Source organism: Thalassotalea litorea (assembly GCF_043642205.1).
GTDB classification, from domain to species: domain Bacteria; phylum Pseudomonadota; class Gammaproteobacteria; order Enterobacterales; family Alteromonadaceae; genus Thalassotalea_A; species Thalassotalea_A litorea.
Window position 1 is genome coordinate 1 of record NZ_JBHZSG010000009.1, and the last position, 24,889, is coordinate 24,889.

21 protein-coding genes are annotated in these 24,889 nt (G+C 45.2%); 8 read left to right on the top strand and 13 right to left on the bottom strand.

The window, feature by feature from the left end:
* Nucleotides 1–303: 303 nt before the first annotated feature.
* Nucleotides 304–1,722 (bottom strand): sulfatase-like hydrolase/transferase, encoded by a 1,419-nt coding sequence (locus ACHUFQ_RS06480; protein ID WP_394174074.1) that lies wholly within the window; start codon nt 1,720–1,722, stop codon nt 304–306.
* Nucleotides 1,723–2,611: 889 nt separating this feature from the next.
* Between ACHUFQ_RS06480 and moeA the strand changes: the two genes are divergently transcribed.
* Complete coding sequence (moeA, locus tag ACHUFQ_RS06485) at nt 2,612–3,856, top strand: molybdopterin molybdotransferase MoeA (RefSeq protein WP_394174076.1); 1,245 nt, start codon at nt 2,612–2,614, stop codon at nt 3,854–3,856.
* A 121-nt stretch (nt 3,857–3,977) separates the two neighbouring features.
* Here the strand turns inward: moeA and ACHUFQ_RS06490 are convergent, their stop codons facing one another.
* From ACHUFQ_RS06490 to moaB, 8 genes are read right to left on the bottom strand one after another with little or no spacing between them, the layout of a single operon-like run.
* On the bottom strand, nt 3,978–4,730 hold the full coding sequence (locus ACHUFQ_RS06490) for a HesA/MoeB/ThiF family protein (RefSeq protein ID WP_394174078.1): 753 nt from the start codon (nt 4,728–4,730) through the stop codon (nt 3,978–3,980).
* A 30-nt stretch (nt 4,731–4,760) separates the two neighbouring features.
* The gene (locus tag ACHUFQ_RS06495; RefSeq protein ID WP_394174080.1) at nt 4,761–5,915 is read right to left on the bottom strand and encodes a molybdenum ABC transporter ATP-binding protein; all 1,155 of its coding nucleotides are present in this window, start codon (nt 5,913–5,915) and stop codon (nt 4,761–4,763) included.
* The gene (gene modB / locus ACHUFQ_RS06500; RefSeq protein ID WP_394174082.1) at nt 5,912–6,625 is read right to left on the bottom strand and encodes a molybdate ABC transporter permease subunit; all 714 of its coding nucleotides are present in this window, start codon (nt 6,623–6,625) and stop codon (nt 5,912–5,914) included. Before modB ends, ACHUFQ_RS06495 begins: the two co-directional genes overlap by 4 nt.
* A gap of 2 nt (nt 6,626–6,627) precedes the next feature.
* The gene (gene modA, locus ACHUFQ_RS06505) at nt 6,628–7,482 is read right to left on the bottom strand and encodes a molybdate ABC transporter substrate-binding protein (protein ID WP_394174084.1); all 855 of its coding nucleotides are present in this window, start codon (nt 7,480–7,482) and stop codon (nt 6,628–6,630) included.
* A 16-nt stretch (nt 7,483–7,498) separates the two neighbouring features.
* Complete coding sequence (gene moaE, locus ACHUFQ_RS06510) at nt 7,499–7,951, bottom strand: molybdopterin synthase catalytic subunit MoaE (protein ID WP_394174086.1); 453 nt, start codon at nt 7,949–7,951, stop codon at nt 7,499–7,501.
* A gap of 1 nt (nt 7,952) precedes the next feature.
* Entirely contained in the window at nt 7,953–8,204 is a 252-nt protein-coding gene (gene moaD / locus ACHUFQ_RS06515; protein WP_394174088.1) for a molybdopterin converting factor subunit 1, read from the bottom strand.
* Nucleotides 8,204–8,713 carry a cyclic pyranopterin monophosphate synthase MoaC gene (gene moaC, locus ACHUFQ_RS06520; RefSeq protein WP_394174090.1) on the bottom strand — a complete coding sequence of 170 codons (510 nt, stop codon included), beginning with the start codon at nt 8,711–8,713 and terminating at the stop codon, nt 8,204–8,206. The genes moaD and moaC overlap by 1 nt, the downstream gene beginning before the upstream one ends.
* The gene (gene moaB, locus ACHUFQ_RS06525) at nt 8,713–9,255 is read right to left on the bottom strand and encodes a molybdenum cofactor biosynthesis protein B (RefSeq protein ID WP_394174091.1); all 543 of its coding nucleotides are present in this window, start codon (nt 9,253–9,255) and stop codon (nt 8,713–8,715) included. The genes moaC and moaB overlap by 1 nt, the downstream gene beginning before the upstream one ends.
* Nucleotides 9,256–9,959: 704 nt before the next feature.
* Between moaB and ACHUFQ_RS06530 the strand changes: the two genes are divergently transcribed.
* From ACHUFQ_RS06530 to ACHUFQ_RS06545, 4 genes are all read left to right on the top strand, one after another.
* A complete protein-coding gene (locus ACHUFQ_RS06530; protein ID WP_394174093.1) occupies nt 9,960–10,514 on the top strand; it encodes an NlpC/P60 family protein in 555 nt (184 codons plus the stop codon).
* Nucleotides 10,515–10,760: 246 nt separating this feature from the next.
* Nucleotides 10,761–12,314: an AbgT family transporter gene (locus ACHUFQ_RS06535; RefSeq protein ID WP_394174094.1), complete on the top strand. Its 1,554-nt coding sequence runs from the start codon at nt 10,761–10,763 to the stop codon at nt 12,312–12,314.
* Nucleotides 12,315–12,505: 191 nt separating this feature from the next.
* On the top strand, nt 12,506–12,778 hold the full coding sequence (locus ACHUFQ_RS06540; protein ID WP_394174095.1) for a DUF4242 domain-containing protein: 273 nt from the start codon (nt 12,506–12,508) through the stop codon (nt 12,776–12,778).
* A gap of 309 nt (nt 12,779–13,087) precedes the next feature.
* Nucleotides 13,088–14,647: an amidohydrolase family protein gene (locus tag ACHUFQ_RS06545; RefSeq protein ID WP_394174097.1), complete on the top strand. Its 1,560-nt coding sequence runs from the start codon at nt 13,088–13,090 to the stop codon at nt 14,645–14,647.
* Between the two features lie 10 nt (nt 14,648–14,657).
* Here ACHUFQ_RS06545 and ACHUFQ_RS06550 read toward each other — a convergent pair whose 3' ends face one another.
* The 4 genes from ACHUFQ_RS06550 to ACHUFQ_RS06565 all read right to left on the bottom strand — a co-directional run bounded on the left by ACHUFQ_RS06550 (nt 14,658) and on the right by ACHUFQ_RS06565 (nt 19,340).
* On the bottom strand, nt 14,658–15,419 hold the full coding sequence (locus ACHUFQ_RS06550) for a PEP-CTERM sorting domain-containing protein (protein ID WP_394174099.1): 762 nt from the start codon (nt 15,417–15,419) through the stop codon (nt 14,658–14,660).
* Between the two features lie 232 nt (nt 15,420–15,651).
* Nucleotides 15,652–17,088 (bottom strand): aldehyde dehydrogenase family protein, encoded by a 1,437-nt coding sequence (locus ACHUFQ_RS06555; RefSeq protein ID WP_394174100.1) that lies wholly within the window; start codon nt 17,086–17,088, stop codon nt 15,652–15,654.
* A gap of 135 nt (nt 17,089–17,223) precedes the next feature.
* A complete protein-coding gene (gene ltaE / locus ACHUFQ_RS06560; RefSeq protein ID WP_394174102.1) occupies nt 17,224–18,240 on the bottom strand; it encodes a low-specificity L-threonine aldolase in 1,017 nt (338 codons plus the stop codon).
* Nucleotides 18,228–19,340: a TauD/TfdA family dioxygenase gene (locus tag ACHUFQ_RS06565; protein WP_394174103.1), complete on the bottom strand. Its 1,113-nt coding sequence runs from the start codon at nt 19,338–19,340 to the stop codon at nt 18,228–18,230. The genes ltaE and ACHUFQ_RS06565 overlap by 13 nt, the downstream gene beginning before the upstream one ends.
* Before the next feature lie 414 nt (nt 19,341–19,754).
* Here ACHUFQ_RS06565 and ACHUFQ_RS06570 point away from each other — a divergent pair, with 414 nt between their 5' ends.
* The 3 genes from ACHUFQ_RS06570 to ACHUFQ_RS06580 all read left to right on the top strand — a co-directional run bounded on the left by ACHUFQ_RS06570 (nt 19,755) and on the right by ACHUFQ_RS06580 (nt 24,828).
* Nucleotides 19,755–21,122: a DUF1800 domain-containing protein gene (locus tag ACHUFQ_RS06570; protein ID WP_394174104.1), complete on the top strand. Its 1,368-nt coding sequence runs from the start codon at nt 19,755–19,757 to the stop codon at nt 21,120–21,122.
* Between the two features lie 2 nt (nt 21,123–21,124).
* Nucleotides 21,125–22,348, top strand: coding sequence for a DUF1501 domain-containing protein (locus ACHUFQ_RS06575; protein ID WP_394174106.1), 1,224 nt, complete (start codon nt 21,125–21,127; stop codon nt 22,346–22,348).
* Nucleotides 22,349–22,497: 149 nt separating this feature from the next.
* Entirely contained in the window at nt 22,498–24,828 is a 2,331-nt protein-coding gene (locus ACHUFQ_RS06580; RefSeq protein WP_394174107.1) for an agarase, read from the top strand.
* Nucleotides 24,829–24,889 lie beyond the last annotated feature (61 nt).

Consider the following 24,889-nt stretch of genomic DNA (forward strand, 5'->3'; position numbering starts at 1 on the left):
TATTGCTCACTCAGTGAGAATTTAAAGGCTTTTAGACAAGGCTTTGATTGCAGAGAATGGTCGCTCCATTATCTCAACATCGGTCAAAGTCAGCCAAAATCAGTAACGTAGTCCAAACGCCTTTAAAACTCACCCGTAGGGAGTTTATCTTAAGGTCCATTTACGGCCCTAAATTTCATTAATTTAGAACGACTATATCAATGAAATCTATGTTGTAACTGAACCTCGACCCAACTCTGAGTTTTGCACAAACTTAATGTGATTGGTTTAACTAGCATCAGGCGAAGATTTCAAAAAAGAGCGTTAATTCTCGTCGCTAGCACCAGGGACGTAATTCAATGGCGCACCCTGTGGGATGAATGGTTCTCTTTTTTGAGACGCTTCAAAGTCGGTCAGAATTTCCGCCACGTGTTTCATTACCCAGGTATGCAGATACGGAAAATCATAGGCTTTCTGTTCCTTGGGATCTACATCCAGGTTGATAAGGTGCGGGGTCGCAAGCACCTCTTTAGGTTGTGCGAGATTCATTTGTCGAACGAAGACAACCTTGAAATTCTGCCATTTTACACCGTACATCGTTTCACCCATCCAGTACGGGAAACCTTGTCTTGCCGAAGTCCCGGTCTTGCCTTCGAGAAATGCACGTTGATCAGCGCCGTCAATCACTCTATCGTCAGGTACTTTGCCACCAGCCCATTTGACTAATGTGGTGAAGGTGTCGGTGATATGTACTATCTCATTGCTTTCTTTACCTTCGGGCACGACACCGGGATAACGAATGATAAAGGGTGTTCTCAGGTTACCTTCTGATCCTGAGAAATATGACCCCGTAAACCTGCCAGCGTCCCCTCGCCATGGTTCCATGTGCTCGGGACCGTTTTCACCAGCGAAGACCACGATCGTATTGTCTCGTTGCCCAAGTTCATCAATCATCTGCATTAGCGAAGCGACATCTGCATCTAATTGTAAGAGGGCATCGGCATTGTCTCCTCGCCCAGACTTACCCTTGAACTCGTCACGAGGTATCACCGGCATATGCATCAAGGTATGATTAAAGTAGAGATAGAAGGGTTTTCCCGAACTGACGGCAGCCTTCATAAACTTCTTACTGCGCTCTAAAAATGCCACATCGAGATTCACTTTAAGATCGACGGAAAGCTTTTCCCGTGTCTCGACAGGTTTGCCTTTTTTGCCCTCGTACATATACGAGATACCATCACGCTCAGGTTTATACCACGGGTCATCAGCCCATAACGCTTCGTCCCAGGAATGTGCGGGACCATACCAGATATCAAAACCCTGATCGGTTGGCCAGCGGCCTTCGGAGGCACCGATATGCCATTTACCCATAATGGCGGTGGCATATCCCACTTCGGACAAGGTCTCAGCAATAGTCTTTTCCCATTGGACGAGTCCGCCGTCAGTCCCTGCCAAAGCTACTGTATGCGTGCCAGATCGGATCGAGTAGCGTCCCGTCATCAGTGCGGAGCGAGAAGGGGTGCACTGTGACTCAGGTGCGAAATTCCAGAGCTTGAAACCCTCTTGAGCTAGTTTGTCAATATTCGGTGTACTGGCTCCTCGCGTGAGGCCTCCGTCGTAGCTGCTCAGATCTCCAAATCCGATATTATCGATATTGATGTAAACAATATTGGGGCGGGTTTGCGCGTTAACGGAAAAATTGATCAACAAAAGTCCGATGAAAAAAATGTATACCAATTTCATGACAAGTTTATCCTCCTCAAATTGTGGCTATTCTTGGCCACTTAGGCGCTTTCTTGAAAGGTTATCTATTTCACGAACTCATACGTTGATAAATAACCGTTTGTTATCACTTGTTATTTAGCAGGAAAACCAAGTCGGCTTTGGCTGCATAGCGATGAAAAATTCAAACAATGGCACTTTAGGAATACTGCGTACCTGAAGATCTGATTGCGAAATACAGTATAGTCTCGTCAAGTTACTTTATTTGATTTTAACGTCATAAAATCCAATGAATTAACACTGTATGGATCGGGTTATGTTGCAATTTGGGATGAGTATAATCGTTCGATTTCTGCAAGAACCTCATGCCATTATCAACTGTTACCTGTCGTTTTGAGCGAGTTATTTGCAAAAAGCTGGCGCATGGTGCGAACCCGATAAATATAGGTCTTATCAACGTTTTGCTGACGATAGAAATCAGAAAGTTACTGTGTAAAACCAGGAGATATATCTTGGGTGAAAATGTAAATTTGCGTTCTGAATTGTTTAACCTTGTCCGTACATTTTTTAAGGTGAACACCGGTTTTGGCCTTGTTACGGTTAACATTTTAAGGGAATGTGATGGTTATCAGATCGTTACATCGTTTGTTATATCAATTGTTGTACGGGCAATAATTTTCTCTGGCTGTAGAAAATAACGCAAATAGTGATCATAATGCGGGTAGAGCAATGGCTTCAATATGTTGTTAACGTGCTTATTTTTACCGTAAGTCCATCACGTATCGCATAAAGCACCGCATTGCGGGATGATTAACAAGGATATACTTAGGATCGTTATCCTGATTTATCCCAATCAATTGAACGTGAACATCGACCCACTAAAGACAATCTGGCAAAGAAGAGAATAAATATGGTTGACTGCTGTAGTGCCCCAAATCTAATGCCCATGCAAGATGCATTAGCAAAACTTTTGAACAATATTGCGCCAATCGACACGGTTGAAGATATTTCAATTTCCCATGCGGATATGCGTGTTGTTGCTCACGAAATCATCTCTCCAATCAATGTGCCCGCGCATAATAACTCAGCAATGGATGGTTATGCCATTTGCGGCAAGTTGTCAGATGCTGTTATCGAAGCGGGTGCGGAGTTTACTGTGGTCGGTGTTGCGCTGGCAGGACAGCCATTTACAGGCGAGTTGGCTGCTGGACAGTGCATTCGCATTATGACCGGCGCTGTCGTGCCGCAATCAGCAAATGCGGTGGAAATGCAGGAAAATGTGCAAGTCAGCGGTAAACAGATAACCTTAAAGCAAGCGCTAAAACTTGGCAGTCATATTCGTTTAGCTGGGGAAGATATTGGCAAAAACCAACCGGTATTTTCTTGCGGTCACCGATTTAAAAGCGTTGATGTTGGCCTTTTAGCGTCACTGGGTATCGATAAAGTCTGTGTTTACCAAAAACCCAAAGTCGCCATCTTTTCCACCGGAGATGAATTGAAATCGCCGGGCGATACGCTTAATGAGGGTGACATTTACGAAAGTAATCGCCATGCAATCATTGCGATGTTAAAGCGCATCAATGTCGATATTATTGATTTTGGCATTATTGGTGATGATCCGGTTAAAATCCGCGATGCCTTCATCCAGGCAAATAATACGGCTGATGCGGTGATCAGTACTGGTGGGGTTTCAGTTGGGGATGCGGATTATACCAAAGACGTGCTTGATGAATTAGGCCAAATTGAGTTTTGGAAAGTGGCAATGAAGCCGGGTAAGCCATTTGCGTTTGGAAATCTACCAGACAGTGTATTTTTTGGGTTACCAGGGAATCCTGTCTCTGCTACGGTAACATTTCATCAATTGGTGGTGCCTGCGCTTATGAAGATGTCTGGCGCGGCTCAAATTGCCCCTCTTACATTAAAAGCTACCACCAATATGGCCATTAAAAAACGTCCCGGCCGCATGGATTTTCAGCGAGGAGTCGCATCGGTAGAAGCCGGCATATTGACGGTGACACCGTTGTCGCACCAAGGTTCAGGGGTACTATCTTCGATAAGCAAAGCCAATTGTTATATCGTCTTAAGCCAACAGCATTCGGGTTGCTCTGCCGGAGAGCAGGTTGATGTGCAATTGTTTGATCACATACTCGGTTAGAGTTTCAGGCAGTATGATTACATTGTTTTAGCGCCTGAAATCTATCAAGAACGCAGGAACGCGGCGATTGATGCGAAGAGTTCTTACCAAGCACTGATTTGATTGCCGCATATGACGGGAATTATTCATTACTTGAACACGCAGGGCAGTTATTTTGCTGTTGTACCTTAAATGATTGCCAGGTTTGTTGGGTTCCGTCGAATAGGTCCAGACGATTTGGGAAAGTTTTCATGCCAGCTAAATATTTAATTGCAGTAAAGGATTGCATCCCCCCGACCATTGCCAATACCGGACCTAAAATCCCAATCGTCTGACAATTTTGTACCGGTGCTTTTTCCGTTTCCGGAAACAGGCACTGATAGCAGGCGCTGTTTGGGGTGTTTGGGTCGATAAAGAAGTGCTGGCCATCAAGGCCGGTTGCCGCACCGATAACCAGTGGTGTCTGATGCTTTAAGCACCAGGCATTAAGCAGATAACGGCTGGCAACGCTGTCGGTGCAATCGATAACAATATCAGCTTGAGCAATGTAGTAATCGGCCAGCTCGTCATCGAGCATTTCATCGACCACTTCAATATTACACTCAGGGTTTGATTGCTCCAGGCGATTGGCGGCCGTTTCGGCCTTATTGTCGGCCAATACGCTGTCATCAAACAAGATCTGTCGAGGCAGGTTTGATACGTCAATACTATCGCCATCACACAAAATTAACTTGCCAATGCCAGCACTAACCAGATATTGGCTAACGGGGTTGCCTAAACCACCAATGCCGACCACCAAAACACAGGCGTTTTGTAAGGCGATTTGTCCGGATTCTCCAAAATCAGATACCAGCGTCTGGCGGCTATAGCGAAGTTGTTCTTGTGTTGTTAGCAAAATAATACCTTTGACTTTTTGACCAGAGATTTATGTGAACAGGGTTTTTATCGCACTGGCTTTGAACTGCAAATATACCGTTTGGCCAATGGCAAGGTTAAGCGTGTTTACCGAAAACGCCGAGATACTGGCAAAAAATGGGTGTTCATTAACATTCACCCGAACCAGTGCCTGATGGTTGTTTATCTCAATCGCGGTGATTTCACCCTGTAACTGGTTGACGATGGAGCTGTTCTGAGGCTCTTGTGTACACAAGCTTAGATCACTGGCGAGAATGAAACAGCGCAGCGGTTGCTGTTCTTGTGAGTCTTGTTGGCGCCACTGCTCTTGCAAGGGCTTGGCAGTATCACCCAGGTTTGTGGTTAACATGTACAGCTTACTATGGGCGGTGCTTTTATCACCAGCGTTTGCCGGCGAAGAAAATAGCAATGGTGTCAAGCCGCCAGCTTGCGCTTCTTGTGGGGCAACGGTTAATGACAGGCTGGTTTGCTGCTCTATCATCGCACTGTTGTTTAGCTGGTGTATCACGTTGTGAACTGAGCCAGTTAGCTTGAGTTCGCCACGTTCCAATACGCTCATATCCGTGGCAATTTGTTGCAACTCATCGATAGCATGAGTGACATATAACATGGGGATTTTATAGTGAGCGTGGCAGCGCTTGATCAAAGATAAAAGCTGACGTTTATTTTGTCTGTCGAGCGCACTGAGTGGCTCATCAAGCAGCAGTAAATCGGGCTCAAACAATATGGCTCGTGCCAGTGCCACTTTCTGTTGTTCGCCACCGGAAAGGGACGTGACTTTTGAAGACAATAATGGTTTCAGGCCTGCCAGTTCAATGATCTCTGCCACGGGAATGGTGTCTTTAACGCGACGCTTAATCGCAAAGGTTAAATTTTCTTGTACTGTCATATGGGGAAACAGACAACTACGTTGAAAAACATGAGCGATGCGACGTTTCTCTGCTGCGACAAAGCAATTATCGGCAGAGTTAAGCAAGGTTTTATGATCCCAGACAATATGACCACGGACTGATTTTTCCAGACCGGAGATACATCGCAACAGGGTGGATTTACCCGACCCCGAGTGTCCGAAAATGCCATGAATTCCGGATAGTTCAAATTGTTGGTTCACGTTTAGTTGAAATGAACGACGCTCACAGCGGATCCCGATATCAAGTACTGTCATAGTTCTTGCCCGCTGTGATTCGACAATTCTTGTCGTGATTGCTCAGAGAAGTTAAACAGATATACCAATGCTAACACGGCAATGGAGCCGATTAACAAACCAATAGCTAACAGGTGCGCTCTTGCATAATCAAACGCTTCGACATGATCGAATAAGGCAATAGAAAGGACGCGAGTCTCACCTGCTATATTGCCGCCAATCATTAACACCACACCAAATTCGCCCACCGTATGAGCAAATCCTAAGGTTGCAGCGGTAATAAAACTGGCTTTACAAAGCGGCAATACAATATGCCAAAACCGGTCGAATGGACCCGCGCCCAGTGTCGCGCCACTGTCTAATAGTGAATGGTCAAGCTGCTCAAACGCCTTTTGCAAAGGTTGAACAACAAAGGGCAGGGAGTAAATAACTGAGCCAATAACGATGGCGGAAAAACTAAAAGCAAGTTGCTGGCCAGTGATGCTTTGCCACCATTGACCGGGTAAATATTGTGGAGAAAATGCGATCAGCAGGTAAAAGCCCAGCACGGTTGGCGGTAACACTAACGGCAGGGCAACTAACGCTTCAATCAACACCCGCCAGCGCGACTGCAGTTTTGCCAACCACCAGGCGAGCGGTGTGCCAATAAGCAACAAAATCACAGTACTGACGAATGCCACTTTTAACGTGGTTAACAGCGCCAGAATGTCCTGTGACCAATAACTTTCCATGTTTAGGGGTTACTTTTTAATAGATGATTAACCGGATAATATCCCATTTTAGATATTTTTTCCTGAATGGGCTCGCTTAGTAAAAACTGTTGAAATGCTTTAGCCGATTCAGGCACCTTACTGGTTTTGAGAATTAGCATATATTGATCAATCGGATCGTATAAATGCTGCGGGACCACATTGGCCGTAATCTCTTGTTGATGTTCGATCAAGAAGCTGTTTGCAACCAGGCCTGCACTGGCGGCCTGCGCGCGGATAAACTGATAACTTTGTGCAACATTGTTGCCTTGCACCAGTTTGGGCGTCAGCGCTGACCACATATTAATATTTTTCAATAATTGTTTGGCGGCTTTCCCATAGGGAGCATGGGTTGGATTGGCGATCGAAAATTTAGTGAACTGATGATAGGTCGTGGGTAGATTTTGCCAGGTAAAAGCCTTATCGGTCGCAAAAAAGGCGAGTTGACCGATAGCATATGGCTTTAGAGAATGCTCGAGCACCAGTTTATGTTGTTGCAGTAATTTTGGATGTTGCGCGTTTGCGGCAAGAAAAACATCATAGGGTGCGCCATGACGGATTTGTTGGTAAAGCCCTCCGGTAGCACCCACCGTAATACTGACCGGGATACCCGTTTGCTGATGAAATTGTTGGGAAATTTGTTTTAATGCATGGGAAAAATTGGCCGCAACGGCAATTTTTAATGGCACGACTTCATTGGTTTTTTCTGATTTTTGCGCGTTAGCCGGGGCGCTAACCAAACTAAATATGCTAATCACTAATCCGACATACAAAAGACTTAATTGGCTAATTTTGTGCCGTTTTAGTTGCGAAGCCGGGCGGATAGTTGTTGTCAACATAAGCGGTTTCGCCCGGTTACCAGGATTGGGCTTTCTGGTTATCTTGTTGTTTAGCATCCAACCATTTGTCACCTTGTTCGGTGGTTTCTTTTTTCCAGAAGGGCGCTTCGATTTTAAGATAATCCATAATAAATTCATTGGCAGCGTAGGCGTCACCCCGGTGGGCACTGCTGACGCCAACAAAGACGATTTGTTCCCCAATTGATAACTGACCAATTCGGTGGATCACCCGAACCCGGTTAATTTGCCAACGCTGTCGCGCCTGAGCAATGATCCTTGCCAGGGCTTTTTCGGTCATTTCGGGGTAGTGTTCCAGATATAAACCATGCACTTGCTGCCCGTCATTTTTATTGCGCACACGGCCGGTAAAGATAACCGTAGCACCATCACTGACATTATTTGCTTCTAATGCCTGTAATTGTTCATCGACCGAAAAGTCTTGCGTTTGAATCGAAATGAAATCCGTCAACTTAGCCTCCGGTTACCGGTGGAAAAAAGGCGACTTCATCACCAGAGGTAACCGCAAAGGATTCGTCCGCCATAGTATGGTTAACGGCTGACAAGATACTTTGCTCCGTGAAAAATGGCTGCCAGTGTGGATGTTTTTGACACAAATATTGCTTGATATCCGCGACGCACGTGATCTCAGAAGTCGTCTCTATGGTTAATCCATCACAATCAAGTTTGTCGCGCAACGCGGCAAAGAAAATGACTTTTATCATCAACATGCTCCTTGATTGTCAGATTGCCAGTGGCCAGATTTACCGCCTTGCTTTTCCAGCACTCGAATGCCATGAATAAGCATGCCAGGGTCAACGGCTTTACACATATCAAACAGGGTTAAACAGGCAACAGACGCAGCGGTCAAGGCTTCCATTTCTACCCCGGTCTGGCCCGTAAGTCGGCACAGGCTTTCGACGCGGACCTGATTGTTGACTTTATCCAGGGTAAAATCCACCTGTACCTTAGTTAACATCAATGGGTGACAAAGTGGGATCAAATCCGAACATTTTTTTGCGGCCTGGATCCCGGCAATGCGAGCAACGGCAAATACGTCGCCTTTTTTGTGTTCACCGCTATCGATTAAGGCTAACGTCTCGGCAGACATGCGAATATAGCCTTCTGCAGTCGCGGTGCGAATGGTTGCTTGTTTATGACTGACATCCACCATATTGGCTTCGCCTTGCGAGTTCAGGTGGGTCAGTTGTTGTACGCTTTTATCGTTATTCATTAGTTTCTCGAATCACACACTAAATCAATATTTTTTAAATGATTCACAAAATTACAAGGGCGATGGCTTGCATCTAATTGTTCTTTAATAAGTTTATCCCATGCGGTTTTGCAGGCGTTGGTCGAACCGGGAACACAAAAAATAACGGTACCGTTGGCGATGCCTGCTAGCGCTCTCGATTGCACTGTAGATGTGCCAATTTCATCATAGCTAATCTGGCGAAAGATTTCGCCAAAGCCTTCAACCGATTTATCAAACAAGGGTAATAATGCTTCCGGGGTGTTATCTCTGGCGGTAAAGCCTGTTCCACCGGTGGCGATTACCGCTTGTATATGGTTACTGGCGATCCATGTTGAGACAATCGCTCTAAGTTGATATACATCATCCTTAACGATGACTTTCTCGCAGACTTTGTGTCCGGCACTCTCAACCCTTTCGACCAGGGTCTGCCCGGAGGTATCATTACTTTCATCGCGGGTATCCGATACCGTCAGTACTGCGATGTTTAGCGGCTTAAACGGGATGTTTTGTTTGTGACTCATAACCTGTTAACTTCCTGATTTCAGTATTTGCTGACCATCATGCCATTGCTCTGGCGTATTGGTATTACTCAGCTTGATTGGCTCATCAGCAATGAACGATGTGCACCGAACCTGCTTTTATAATGCTTTGAACGCTTGACCTTTACCATCAACTTTGAGGGTGAGGCAATAACGTTTTTTATCCTGGCCGATCCGCTTGGATTGGCCGCCCGCGAATAAAATGCCTAAGCATTAAGCATTAAGGATTCACGATTTCGACCTCGTTTGTGCGATTTACTCATATTCCTTGGAGCGCAAAGGATTCTAAGTTTGTATCACAATGGTTCATAGTGCGTATCACAATTATGCATAATGCTTTGCAAACAAGGTTTTGTAAATATTCCCAACGGGGTATTTGTTAATTCTTATTGCATCCATGCTTATTGATGACAGGTTTTTGACAAGATAATAGCAGGGCAATGGCAGCGTTACGTGGATGATGGTTCACGGATTATGTGATAGACAGGTGCGCACTCAAGCGCAGTATCAAACCAACTATCAAGCGCAGTATCAAACCAACTATCAAGCGAACAATCAAGTGCGCAATATTGTAATCTTAGTTATTATGTCATTTCTTTGGTAATCAAAACCATACCCACGTATTTGCCAATCGCTCAATGATTCACTGGGTATCAACATCTTTGGATGACAGTCAAAATAGACCTATGAATATTACGGTATCCAAACCCAATTTACTCCGTACCTTACTAACTGCTATGTTATTTATCGTCATATCTGGTTGTAGCTCGATACCCGAAACGAATGAAGTCACCACGATTGAAAATCTAGAACAAGAAGATGCAATTTCAGCGTCTGTATCGGCGGAAACTGATTGGTATGACAATGCTAAGCAGATAAAAGAACAGTTGTATGTACAATATCGGCAGTGGCAAGGGATCCCATATCGATTAGGGGGATTGAGTAAAAATGGTATTGATTGTTCGGGTTTTGTTTATTTAACGTATCGAGATCGTTTGGGTATACAGATGCCCCGAACCACAGAGCGGCAATCAAAATCTGGAGAGGAGATCTCTAAAGAGCAATTGCGCCCGGGAGATCTGGTGTTTTTTAAAACGGGACGCAACACTCGCCATGTTGGCATCTTCCTTGAAGACGATAAATTTATTCACGCCTCGACCAAAAAAGGCGTGATGATTTCAACCTTGAATGACTATTATTGGCAAGACAAGTATTGGCACTCAAGAAGGCTTCAACATTAATCTAGTTAAGACAATGCGCGACGGAATTGTGTACTTATATGCGTACAACGTCGTCAAATGTTCCTTTATTAAAAGCCAATAGAAAAATAATCAACAAGGCATCGTGAAAAAGCATCGAAACAACGAAAAGGACTCACGTGGTCAGCGTTTCATTATGGCATTTCTTAACCCTTTGAATTGAGCAACGTGGCAAACTTGGTTAGTATGAAAACCTTCCTTTCATAAAAACAATAAATAGGATGTGTTATGAGTGAAGCTCAAGCCACAATAGAACAACCGTCCCTGGTTCAGAGGTTTCTCGATAAAGTCGAGGTTCTGGGGAACAAATTACCCGATCCTGCTGCTTTATTTATTTCCTTGCTTGCCATTGTCTGGGGGCTGTCCTGGGCGTTAGCGGGCGTCGATTTTAACGCCGTAGATCCTCGCAATGGCGAAGCGCTTATGGTGAAAAACCAGTTGAGCGGCGATGCCTTAGCCGTTTTCTTTTCCTCTATGGTTACTAATTTCTCGCATTTTCATCCGGTCGGTGTGGTATTAGTGGCAATGCTAGGTATTGGTGTTGCCGAATATAGCGGTTTTATTAATGCCGGTCTTCGGGCGATCATGGCTAAAACGGCGACCTGGTTGCTAACCCCTATGGTTATCCTGGTGGGTATTATCAGTCACTCGGCGATTGATGCTGGTTATGTTCTGGTTATTCCGCTTGGAGGGGTTATCTTCTATGCGGCTGGTCGTCATCCGCTAGCGGGTATTGCTGCGGCGTTTGCTGGGGTATCCGGTGGTTTCTCGGCGAACTTTGTGCCATCGGCTCTCGACCCAATGCTACAGGGTATTTCTCAGGCTGGTGCACAAATTCTCGACCCGAATGTCGTATTAAACCCATTGAATAATTACTATTTTACCACCGCTTCTGCGCTTGTTGTTACTAGCCTTGGTTGGTTTATTACCGATAAAATTGTTGAGCCAAAACTTGCAAAAAATGCGTTAGATGGTGATTTGTCTGATTTACCAACGATGGAACCTTTAGAAGACAAAGAGCGTAAGGCGCTGCGTTGGGCCATGGCCGCTATCGTTATTGGTTTAGGCGTTTTATTTGCTACGGCTTATCCTGCCGATTCGTCATGGCGTGCTGACGACGGCACATTAACTGCCTTTGCGGCGCCGTTGATGAAATCAATTGTACCGTTAATCTTCCTGCTGTTTTTAATTCCAGGCCTGGTGTACGGCATTATCATCGGCAAGATAAGAACTTCGAAAGAATTTATCGAAGGCATGTCAAAGGCAATGTCGAGCATGGGCTACTACCTGGTTATCATGTTCTTTATCGCCCAATTTATATACGCTTTTGGCCAATCGAACCTTGGTGTATTGTTGGCGGTAAAAGGCGCAGCATTCTTAAAAGAAATGGCGTTACCTGCCGGCATTACCATTACAGGTATTATTATCTTAACGGGCTTTATTAACCTGTTTGTCGGCTCAGCGTCGGCAAAATGGGCTTTACTGGCACCAATATTTATTCCGATGCTGATGCAGTTGGGGATTTCTCCAGATTTAGCACAAGCGGCTTATCGTATCGGTGATTCCAGCACCAATATCATCACGCCACTAATGCCTTACTTTCCATTAGTGGTGGTGTTTTGTCAGCGTTATGTGACCAATGCCGGCATCGGCACCTTAACGGCAATGATGTTACCATTTTCCATTAGTTTCCTGATTGTCTGGACCATTTTCCTGATGGCCTATTGGGGATTGGGCTTGCCGCTTGGTTTACAGGCATCTTACGAGTATTTGCCCAACTAATTTATTCGCCTTAAGGCACGACATCCGTTTGATAAAGCGCCGCTAATTTAGCGGCGTTTTTTATTGTTAATCTTGACGATTAGTGCTGTCGGTGACTAAATTTAATTTTATCTCATTGTGTTATATGAGTTTTAGCATGATTTTTGATTTGTCACTTCTAAGCTAGGTGACCGGTTAGTTAGGAGGTAACGATGCCAAAATATGTGATAGAGCGGGAAATTCCAGGAGTAGGGGACTTGTCTGAGAGCGACTTGCAAGGGGTCTCGCAAAAGTCCTGCAGTGTATTACAAAACATGGGCCCGCAAATACAGTGGGTACAAAGTTATGTAACAGGCGATAAAGTCTATTGTGTGTATATTGCGGATAACGAAGACTTAATTAAACAGCATGCAGAGCAGGGTGGATTTGAGGCCAATTCAATCTCTGAAGTTAAAGCCATTATTGATCCGACAACCTCGGAATAGAGCATCCAATTGTATCTTTAGATATAGCTGGTTCTGGCAGGTTACACGAAAAAGCATTGCCCTTCGCATTACAAGTGATTTTAACCCTAAAGGTGGCTTGATAGTAACGCTTTGGGGGTTTCATTTTTAAATGAAACTGGTTCGTCTCTGCCATTATCTCTATCGATACCGAAAAACCCTGCTAAAGGTCCAATTAAGCAACATCGACCGTGCACATATCGTTGAAAGTCGTAGTGCTTCATCTTTATATGACTAGTCTCTCGGCTATAGTTAATGTGTTCTGGTTGGAGTAAAGGTGTTGTTGTGCCAGTGAGTAAATCATGCTTTCTATTCATTGTTGTCGCTGCTATTTCATGGTTTTCTTCAAGTCAGGTGCAGGCATTTTCCTCTTTCGATTTGGTTATTCGTAATGGTCGAGTCATTGACCCAGACTCTGGACTGGATGCCATACGAAATATTGGGATTAACGGTAAGCGCATTGCCGTGATCAGTGAAAATGCTCTCGAAGGCGATAAGGTTATTGATGCCAGTGGCCAGGTTGTGGCGCCTGGTTTTATTGATTTACATCATCATGGTCAAAATATTACCGGCTACAGGATGCAGGCAGTGCAGGGGGTAACAACCGCATTAGAGTTAGAGTCGGGAGTTTTACCCATTGATGATTGGTATCGAGCCCAGAAGAGAAAAGATTTGCCGATTCATTATGGCGCCTCTGTTGCCTGGACATTTGCCCGGATTTCGGTGTTTACCGACACCAAGCCGGAGGCTGAACTTGAGTATTTTCAAAATGCCCAAGGAGAAGAAAGTTGGAAACAGGAAATAGCCGATAAAGAGCAGTTCAAACGGTTGATGGGGCTGGTTGAAGAGGGGTTAAAAGATGGAGCGTTGGGTATTGGTATTAACGCTGGTTATGCGCCGGGTTATGGGCAAAAGGAATATTTCGCATTGTCAAAGCTGGCGGCTAAATACAAAGTCGCTACTTTCACTCATGTGCGGTATGCCAGTAACAGTGAACCGCAAAGCAGCTTCGAAGCTGTCAAAGAATTGATAGCTAACGCCGCCCTTACCGGCACACATATGCATATTTGTCATATCAACAGTACATCATTGCGGGATATAAATGCTACCTTAGAATTGTTTAACAAGGCCATAGGAAAAGGCATACCGGTTAGTGCCGGAACCTACCCTTGGGGAGCCGCCAGCACCGTAGCCGGTGCAGCACTATTTTCAACAAAAGGGTGGCAGCAAAAAACCGGATACCAGAATAAGAGTATTCAATACCGACCAAAGCGTTTAAATGACAGTGCTTTTCGAAAGCTTCGTAAAAATAATCCTGGCGCATTGATAACCTGGCACTTTCTCGATGAGAGTAAACCAGAGGAACAGACGTTGTTAGATAAATCTGTTGTTCATGATGATGTTCTTATCGAATCCGATTCCATGCCCTGGATGCTGATTGATGGTGAAAAGGTAGAAAATTATCAAGGCAGTGATTGGCCAATTCCTGACAATGCCTTTGCGCATCCTCGTTCAAGTGGCTCATTTGTTAAAGTGCTACAAGAATATGTTCGCGAAAGGCAACTAATGACTCTATCGGAGGCCATTAACAAAATGAGTACCATGCCGGCAGACATCCTCGATGACTTTGTGCCGCAGATGAAGAAAAAAGGTCGTTTGCAGCCGGGAATGGATGCGGATATTGTCATTTTCAATCCCGACACTGTCGCAAATCGCGCTACCTATGAAACGCCAAATAAAACGCCCATAGGCGTCACCACCGTGATAGTTAATGGCAAATTTGTTGTTGAAAATGAGATGCTCAAGGTTGACGCTGCACCGGGTAAGCCGATACGACGTAAATCACGTTAGTAAAGAACGTTTATTGCTTAAGCTTTCTAAAATATAAGAAACCGGCAAATAAAAATAGTAATGCGCTGGTTGGTTCAGGTACCGGCGTATCTTCACCGTCGCGTGAGGCCACCAGAAGAAAAGAGAAAGGGTTTGGATAATTGGTAAGATCCGGTACTTGGTAGTAATTCCGTAAAATACCTGGGTGATCCGAAGCATAGGAGTGATAGTAAAAATCATCGTAACTCCACTGAGGGTTTTCAGCGAAATCTTGTCCTGGTGCGAACAGATTTAACGCTAACTCAAATGGATAATATTCATATCCTCGGGTGGAAGTGAAAAAGGTGTGTATGAATTGCTCATCCGCAAGCGCTTCGAAACCGATAATTTCCTGATAAGTCGGCCAAATCAACCCATTTTCACTATCCGAAAATACATTTGTGCAGCTTGATAAACATATAAATGGGAATTCTCTGCTGGGATCGGTTTCATAACGTTCAGAATATAAGAACGAAAAAATCTTTTGTGCTTCACTGTAATTTGCAAGGCGCCAACCGGCATTTGCAAGACCGTCGTTAAGCAAAGACTGAATTTCGTCTTTATCAAGATTTAACACTTGTGACGCATCAAGCCAGATTAAGTTGTAGCGAGGTAGATCTAAGGTGAAGGCTTTATTATCGCCATCTGCAAACGCATCGGCTTCGATAAGTTGCGCTGTTGCCAATGGCGACAGCAGCAATAAAAACATTACAACACTAGTTAGCAACCAACGCGTCGTATTCAATGATGTCATCACAGTGCTCCGTATCAATTTACTCAAACATTAAATTAATCGTTAAGCGAACGGCAAAGGTATCAGACTACGAAGACCTTAATAATCACTCGTTCATAGGAAAGCAAATCCCATACCAGTAATTTTTAACATAAATTACAAAACCTTAGTTTATCTTGGCAAAACACTGTAAATTACATTGACGTGATTGATTGCAACTTATCCGATTTGCAATCAATCGTCTAATCGGTGATCAGACGGTGATTATCGATTGTATTTCCAAAAACTCTTTAAGTCCTTCCAGTCCCCATTCTCGACCATTACCCGATTGTTTAAAGCCGCCAAAGGGAGCTTTGGTGGTGAAATATGCGCCTTGAATGAAACATTGCCCGGCTCGTATTTGACGAGCGAGCGCTAAGGCTGATTGTGGATCTTTTGCGTAAACGGATGAAGATAAACCATAAATGGTATCATTGGCAATGTTGATGGCCTCTTCTTCGTCTGTGTAGGGGATGATGCAAAGCACCGGGCCAAAAATTTCTTCGCGGGCAATCGTCATGTCATTGCTGACATCGGTAAAAATCGTTGGCATCACATAGGCGCCTTGCTGTAACTCTTCTGGCAATTCAAACCCTCCGGTAAGCAATTGCGCGCCTTCATCAATGCCAGTCTGGATATACTCTAATACACGTTGTTGCTGGCGCTTTGAACTTAACGGCCCCATGGTCGTTTTCGGATCTGCTGGGTCGCCGACGATATTTTCTTCACAGACTCGTTTGGCGATGTCTAATATTTGTTGATATTGGCTTTTCGGTACCAGCATTCGGGTTAACGCGCTGCAGGTCTGGCCGCTATTAAACATAACATCTTCCACACCATAGCGCACTGCGGCTTCCAGGTTCGCATCTTCGGTTATGATATAGGGCGATTTCCCGCCCAATTCCTGACATACCCGTTTAACCGACGGCGCTGCGGCCTGTGCAACTTTTACCCCTGCGGCGGTGGAGCCAGTAAATGACACCATATCCACATCCGGGTGAGCACAAAGGTGGCTACCAATGTCAGCGCCATAGCCGGTAATGACATTGAATACACCAGCAGGTAAGCCAATCTTTTCGATGATTTCCGCGATGATCAAATCTTGAATAGGGGTTTGCTCAGAAGGTTTTACGACGACAGTGCAACCAGCGGCCAGGGCAGGCCCGAGTTTTCCGACGAGTTGTGATAATGGATAATTCCATGGATTAATCAATACACAGACGCCAACGGCAAGGTGATTTTGGATCACATTTCCAACCGTTTCCGCCCCTTGTGCTACATGAGCTAAATCCGCAAATTCTCGAAACGCGTCTATCGCGCTTTGTACTTGCGCGTCTTTGCTGACTTCATAAGGGCAACCCATGGTTAGCGATATCGCCCGGGTTAAATCCGAAAAACGATTTTGCATTTCATCTGCAATTGCCAGAATCCATTGTTTGCGTTGTTCAGCGGTTGTTACAGACCAATGCGCAAAGGCCGATTTTGCCGCGCTTATTGCACGGTCTACATCTTGCTGATTGGCGTTGGCTGTTGTTGCAACAATCTGGCCGTTTGCAGGATTGATAACGTCAATGTGGGGCTGTGCACTGGCGCTTGAGAGCCATTGACCATTGATAAACAGTTGCGGGTAGGAATAGACGGGCGTTTGCATAGCTTTTATACCTTGAACAAATACTGTCTTTAACGATTGGGGTGAAAGACAGTGCGTGAAAAGTGTGAAATTTTACCCGTGCTGATGCCCGTACGGATGCCTGTACGGGCATCAGCACGGGTAGTATCTTCGCGGTTATTGTGCGGCTTTCTCGAATAATTTAACGATGGTGTCGATGTCCTCATCGTCAACATCTAAGTGGGTGACCAGACGCATCTGCTCTCCCGAAGGAAGAATGACATTATGAGCCGGCGCTAATTTGTCGAGGCTGGCTTTCATCTCGGCACTGACCTGAACATACACCATGTTGGTAAATGCCTGATCGAACTTTAAGGTGACCCCATCGATATTGCCTAGCGCTTTACCCAATTGTGAGGCGCGTTGATGATCATCATTTAACCGTTCAACATGATGTTGTAATGCGTAAAGGCCTGCAGCGGCCAATATACCAGCCTGGCGCATGCCGCCGCCGAGCATTTTGCGCCAGTGTCGGGCTTCATTAATCAAGGCTTCAGAGCCCACTAACAAGGAACCTACCGGCGCACCTAAGCCTTTAGACAAACATATCGAAACGCTGTCAAAATCTTCGCTTAATTTCGCCGCTGTGGAGTTGTCAGATACGACCGCGTTAAACAAGCGGGCACCGTCTAAATGCATTGCCAGGCCATATTTATCAGCGATGGCTTTGACCTTGCTGGTATAACCTTGTGGTAAACAACGACCGTTGTGGGTGTTCTCCAGGCAAATCAGCCGGGTTCTGGCATAATGAATATCAGCAGGCTTAATGGCACTTTCCAGCGCTTGCAGATCGAAAGTTGCATCGGTGTTCAAATTCAATGGTTGTGGTTGGATACTACCTAATACCGCTGCTCCGCCGCCTTCGTATAGATACGTATGGGCGGCGCTGCCTACAATGTACTCGTCACCACGGCCACAATGGGCCAACAAGCCGATCAGATTGCTTTGAGTACCGGATGGACAAAAAATCGCGGCCTCTTTATTGAGCAATTGCGCGGCAAATTGCTCCAGCTGATTCACTGTTGGGTCCTCACCATAGACATCATCGCCTGTTACCGCGCTTGCCATTAATTCACGGATAACCTGAGTCGGTTGGGTGACGGTATCACTGCGTAGATCAATTATTCCTGCCATGGTGTCTGACCTCGTAATGTAAGTTTTTTACTGATGTAATCTTCACGGTTCGTATAACCACCGGCGAGATGGCGAAATCCGCTGAACGCGGTTCTTGCATGCAAAGTACGCCAATTGTCAAACCACACCGCTTTACCGGGCTGTAGCTGAAATTGAATTTGCAGCGCCGGATCATTGACTAATTGTTGGTATTTACCATAGGCATGATAAAACGCTTTTTCATCTTCAGCCGTTAATTTAAACGGACTGCGATCAAAATTGTTAAAACAGATCTGCTCAAAATGGCCGTTCTTATCTTGACGTACCACCGCATGTTCGCCCCTTAATTGAATACCGGGCTCGATATAATGGGCCGGTACTCTAATGCGAGTGAGCGTTTGGTAGGCTTGTGGGTCTTGTTCTTTAATGAGTTGTGCGACCTTAAAACCATCAACAAATTGATTGAACGCGCCTTCACCTTCAAAGGCAAGACAATGCAATAATTGCAACCCTGGTGGGTCAATTGTGTAAGTGCCATCGGTATGCAAACCAATACCAACACTGGTATAAGCACTGTCGCTGTGGGCCTGATTATTGGAAAAATCCCACAGGCCGCCAAATACCGATTCGCGAATATAACCAATTTTTTCAAGCAGGGCTTTGGTGGCGCTCATATCTGTTGGTACATAGGAAAATGTGACAATACCAAAACTTTCCATGGCATCGATTACCGGTAAAAACGCGGCGTCACTTTGCGATATCTGATTAAAATCAAAATCCGGGACACGGTCTTGAAGCTCGTTGCCCCAAAGTTTATAACCAGGCTCTGGCACACATGGATATGCCATGGCATGCAGAAAATCCGCGGTAAATTCGGTTAATGTCGCATCGTTTTGCCAGTGAATTTGTAATACCGTACCATCGTTTAATAATTGTTGCTGCGCTAGCTTCGGGACAGGCATGTTAAAGGTGTCCAGATCCCGCTGCAATGTGCTGGGGTTCAGACTTTTGGCATCGGTACTGTGATCCCGAAGCCAAAACAAGCTGAATTCTGCGGTTTTTTTATCGGAAAACTCAATGGAAATGCCATCTTCTTGGCACTGGCAAGCGTGAATACGCATTATCGTAAAACCTCTGTATGGATGCTTGGTATTGGTTCATTATGGTGCCGAATACCCTATGACTGCGAGCTATTCTCTTAACTCACATCGTAATTCCGTCACCCTAACAAATTTAAATTTGAATACCAACGGATTATTGTTATTTATCGGACCCAATTCTGACTTAGATGATGCAAAAGTAAATCGGTTTACACTCATTTCAATAGCTTTTCATACCTGCCTTTCTAATGAACCTGGCAGCAAAGATAAACTTTAACAAAAACGAGGTTTTTGGTTGCGGGCATATTGCTTTAAATCTGGGTATGAACACATAGCCTAGTAAGGAGGACGTAAATTTTGCGTAAAGGCATTGGCAATCTTAAATAAAATCGGTTTATATAATAGTTAAAACAATAAGGAATATAGGGCAGAACGATGTCTGAGCAAAATATGAAAACGCATTCGCTTAACCGGGCGTTAATTGCAACTAATCGTTTTGGATATGGTGCCAGACAAGGTGAAATGCTAAAAGCTCAGCGGGATGCTAAAGGCTGGGTGATTGGCCAATTGAAAACCGTGGAGTTTGACCCTTCGTTACCAGGCTCTGATGAGGTGCTTCATGCCTTTTATCAATATCAACAGCAACAACGCAAGAAAAAATCCAACCAAAATATCGACTTTGGCGACGATGAAATCCCGAAAAATTTTTCCCGGAAAACCTTACAGAACGCTTCCGCCGATGGTTTAATACGTTCTATACAGTCGAGTGATAGTGTCAGTTGGCGTCTGCTTGATTTCTTCTCCAATCACTTTAGTGTGACAGCCAATAACCGCTTAATGGCTGGCCTTGCCACAACCCTGGAACGTGAGGCCATCGCGCCTAATTTAATCGGCCGTTTTGAGGATATGTTGCTGGCAATCACAAAACATCCAGCGATGCTGATGTATTTGAATAACGAGCGTTCTTTTGGACCTAATTCTCTTGCCGCAAAGAAACGAGGCAAGGGGTTAAATGAAAATCTGGCGCGCGAGATCCTTGAACTACATACGCTAGGTGTTGATGGCCCCTATTCGCAGCAAGACGTGATTGAGCTCGCTAAGGGGATCTCTGGCTGGAGTGTCAAGCATCCGAAACGGGAAGAGGGCAATGGTTTTGTGTTTCGCAACTATGGCCATGAACCGGGGAAACGCACGTTATTGGGGCGTTCCTACCGACAAAATGGCATGAGTCAGGGAGAGCAAATGTTACGAGATCTGGCGACTCACCCCGCGACGGCGAAACATATCTGCCGAAAATTGGCGTTTCACTTTGTTTCTGAGAATCCGCCAAAATCTCTACTTGATAAAATGCAACAGACCTGGCGTGAAACCGATGGCAATATCAAATCGGTTATGACGACATTATTTCGAGCCGATGAATCCTGGATTGCTGAACCGCAAAAATTTAAAACGCCACGGGAATTTGTTATCTCTTCCTATCGGGCGTTTGGGATTCGGGAAGTGAAACAAAATAGTTTCCGGTATTCGTTGAATAACCTAGGTCAACAACCATTCAATGCAAATTCCCCCGCTGGTTACAGTGATAAAAATGAAGATTGGCTGGGTCCAAGTGCGTTAATGGCGCGAATTGACTGGTCTGCGATGGTTGGTGGTTATCAAAAGTGGCAAAAAATCGAGAAGATTCTGAGCACGTCATTAGGTTCGCAAGTTAGCCAACATACCTATAACAGTGTGATGCGAGCGGAAAGTCGGGAACAATCCATCGCGTTGTTTTTAATGAGCCCTGAGTTTCAGTGGAGATAACCATGATGCCTAATAACAAGCGTTCGAACGTGAACACCGGTCAGGAAAAAACGCTATCGCGCCGCAAATTCATGCAAATGGCGGGAGGTGGCATGGCGCTGTTAACAATTCCTGGAGCTAATATATTCGCACGCGAGGCGACTAGGGTTACGGGTGACGCTAAACAGGCAGGTCGTCCGAAAATTGTTTGGGTTATGCTTCGTGGTGGGCTGGATTCTATGCATACTATAGTGCCTGAATTCGATCCCCAATATAGAAAATTGCGTCCCAATCTTTCTGCCAGTTTTCATTCGCCGCTACTGCCGTTGGCACGTGGTTTTAGCCTGCATCCGTCGCTTAGCACTATGCACAAGTGGTATCAGCAAAAATCATTATTACCTGTGGTTGCGGTATCGTCAGGGTATCAGGAGCGCTCCCACTTTGACGCTCAGGATTTCCTGGAGAGCGGTCTTGGTAACATTGATCATGATAGTGGTTGGTTGGCGCGCGCCATTGCCGTGAACAATCAATCTGCCTTGGCAGTTTCAAGAACTGTTCCCATCAGTCTGCGCAGTGCAGCAAATGTTGATACCTGGTTCCCGTCAAATTTGAAAGATGGAGATCAGTCTTTGTATTCGGCACTACAGGATTTGTACCAGTACCACCCTAGAATGAATGAAAGCTTACAAAGCGGATTAAAGGTAAAAGGACTTGTGGATGACGATATAGTGACGCGTCGTCAGGGGAATTTTATGCAGCTGTGCAAATCTGCGGGGCAGATAATGGTTGCAGATAAAGGGCCAGATTGCGTGATGTTGGAGCTAGGCGGCTGGGACACCCACAATAGTCAGGGTAACCGTCTCGACAGGCAATTAAAGCAGTTGGATGATGGGTTGGCGACATTGCAATCTTCGTTGGGACAACAATGGCAACAGACCGTGGTGATGATTGCGACAGAATTTGGCCGTACCGCTAAAGAAAATGGCACCGCAGGAACCGACCATGGCACCGCGAGTGGGATGTTTATTGCCGGTGGCGCCGTTAAAGGTGGCAGGGTATTAGGCTCCTGGCCGGGATTAAAAACCGAGCAGTTACTGGCTGGACGGGATTTGATGCCAACATCGAATATGTTTGGTTGGATTGGTAACGTGCTGGCAGAGCACTGGCAATTGTCGGAACAGCAAATTGCACAAATATTTCCTCATATGAAACCCTATCGGGAGTCTTTGATTCAAAAGCCCGCATGACAAGGGCATGTTAAGACAAATCTTTTAAAGCAGGTTTAATCAAACTCGGTTTGCAGGCGAGTTAAAAACAAGCAATACAAAGGAATATGTTGATCGTTAATTGTTAACAATGTAAGTTGGTTTTATGAACAGATTATGGATTAAATGTCATGAACCAAAACAAAACCAAACGTTTATCGATAAAGTCGGTGGTAATTGCAGGCTTAATTACATGCCTGAGTAGCTGTAGCGATAGTGACAGCAATAGCATGCCGCCTTTGGCAGATAAGAACGCGGATGTGTTTTTACAAGAACAAGTGTTGCTCGATTTACTCGGACCCGATGACGCCGGAAACGTTCCCGATATCAGCGCTGAAACCGCTAAAATCAGCCAACAGCAAAACCAACTCGAGATAGAATTTAAAGCGTCAGAGCATATATCTGCTGTCACGTTAACCCCCCAATCTCCCTGGCAATTGTCGGTGTTACCAGCGCACAATCTTGCCTTTGATGTCACCAATACAGGTACCGAGTCCATTCACTTTTACCTTGAAATCGCTAATCCAGACGAAGATGTCCAAAAACGTTCAATTAGCATTCCAGTGGGCTTTTCGGGAACCGTGTATTTTCCATTGTCTGGCAAAGAGGCACTTACGGATACGGGAATGTGGGGAGACGCACCACCCTGGAAAACCGAGGACCAACTGATGATTTGGCGCTCCTGGCGCGCGAGTCAGGTTGATATGTCTTCGTTGGCGCAACTTCGGTTCTTTACTATTGGTTTGCTGAATGACCAATCTTTAACGTTATCGAATATCCGCATTCGAGAAAATCCAGAAAGTGATCCTGACTGGATGAAACACGTTGTTGATGAATATGGTCAAAATACCAAGGTGCAAACCTCACTTCACGTAACCGACGATGCGGAACTGGTTGCTCAGGCCAAACAACAAATCGAGGATTTCAGAAACAATGCCTATGCCGAACAACGATCAAAGTTTGGTGGGTTCAGTCAGGGTCCAAAACTTGAAGGTACCGGATATTTTCGGGTAGCAAAGCACGACGGTAAGTGGTGGATGGTAGATCCGGAAGGTTATCTGTTCTTTTCCCATGGGCCGGCTAATGTGCGGATGGCCAATTTGTCGACATTAACCGGAGTGGATTATAAAGATGACAGTATTCGCTATCGTAGCCCAGATGAAGTGACCCCGGAGGATTCCATCGGTATCGTCAATATTCCCGAACAAACGCAACAGACCAGCTTTGTTACGTTGCCGCTTAGACACCAGATGTTCCGTTGGCTGCCGAGTTATGATCAGTCGCTGGCCAAGCACTACAGTTATCGTCGTAGCACCCATAAAGGTCCTATTGCTCATGGCGAAACGTTTAATTTTTATCGCGCCAATTTAGAACGAAAATATGGCGATGACTTTATGCAAAGCTGGTATGAAACTACGATGAAACGCATGAAACACTGGGGGTTTACCTCGTTTGGTAATTGGGTAGATCCACAATTTTATCGTGCACAACAGGTACCTTACTTTGCCAATGGTTGGATAATCGGCGATTTTCAGACGCTCTCAGGAAAAGTGAATCATTGGGGCAAGATGCCAGACCCATTCGACCCCGTGTTTGCACAACGCGCAAAAATCACCATTGAGCGGATCTCTGAACAGGTGAAAAATTCGCCCTGGTGCGCAGGTATTTTTATTGATAATGAAAAAAGCTGGGGAGAACGACAGGGCAGTGTCGAAGCCAGATATGGCGTGATCCTGGATGCCTTGTCCAAGGACGCTCTATCTAGCCCGGCGAAAGCGGCATTTATGGTGCAGTTGCAGCAGCAATATTCCACCATTGTTCAGTTAAATCAGGCGTGGAATACCCAGTTTACTAGTTGGCAGCAACTCGCCTCAGGTGCAACTTTTGACGACTATACACAAGCGCACGTTGATGATTTATCCGCATTATTAACCCGGTTAGGCGAACAATATTTTATTGTGGTGCACAACACACTGGAACAGGTTATGCCGAATCACCTTTATATGGGGGCTCGCATGGCAAACTGGGGCATGCCTGATGAAATTATTAAAGCATCGGTGACATACTCAGATGTACTTAGCTTTAATATTTATGAGGATGGGGTTCAGGAACATCATTGGAAATTTTTAGAGTCCGTTGATCTGCCGGTTGTTATCGGTGAATTCCATATCGGTACGGCCACCGATTCGGGTTTGTATAACCCGGGCATTGTCCATGCCAGCGACCAACAAGATCGCGCCCGCAAATACAAAGCGTATATGCAGAGCGTTATTGAAAAGCCGTATATGGTGGGGGCGCATTGGTTTCAATACGTTGATGAACCCATTACCGGTCGCGCTTTTGATGGTGAAAATGCCAATATTGGCCTGGTTAACGTTACGGATACCCCTTATCCAGAGTTGATTGAAGCCGTACAACAGGTAACTGCATCTATGTATCAAAAACGTTTAGGTACCCAGTAATCGGCAGAGGTTGATTTTTAAATCAACCTCTTCTTCTTGGAGTAACATTAATTAACAAGTC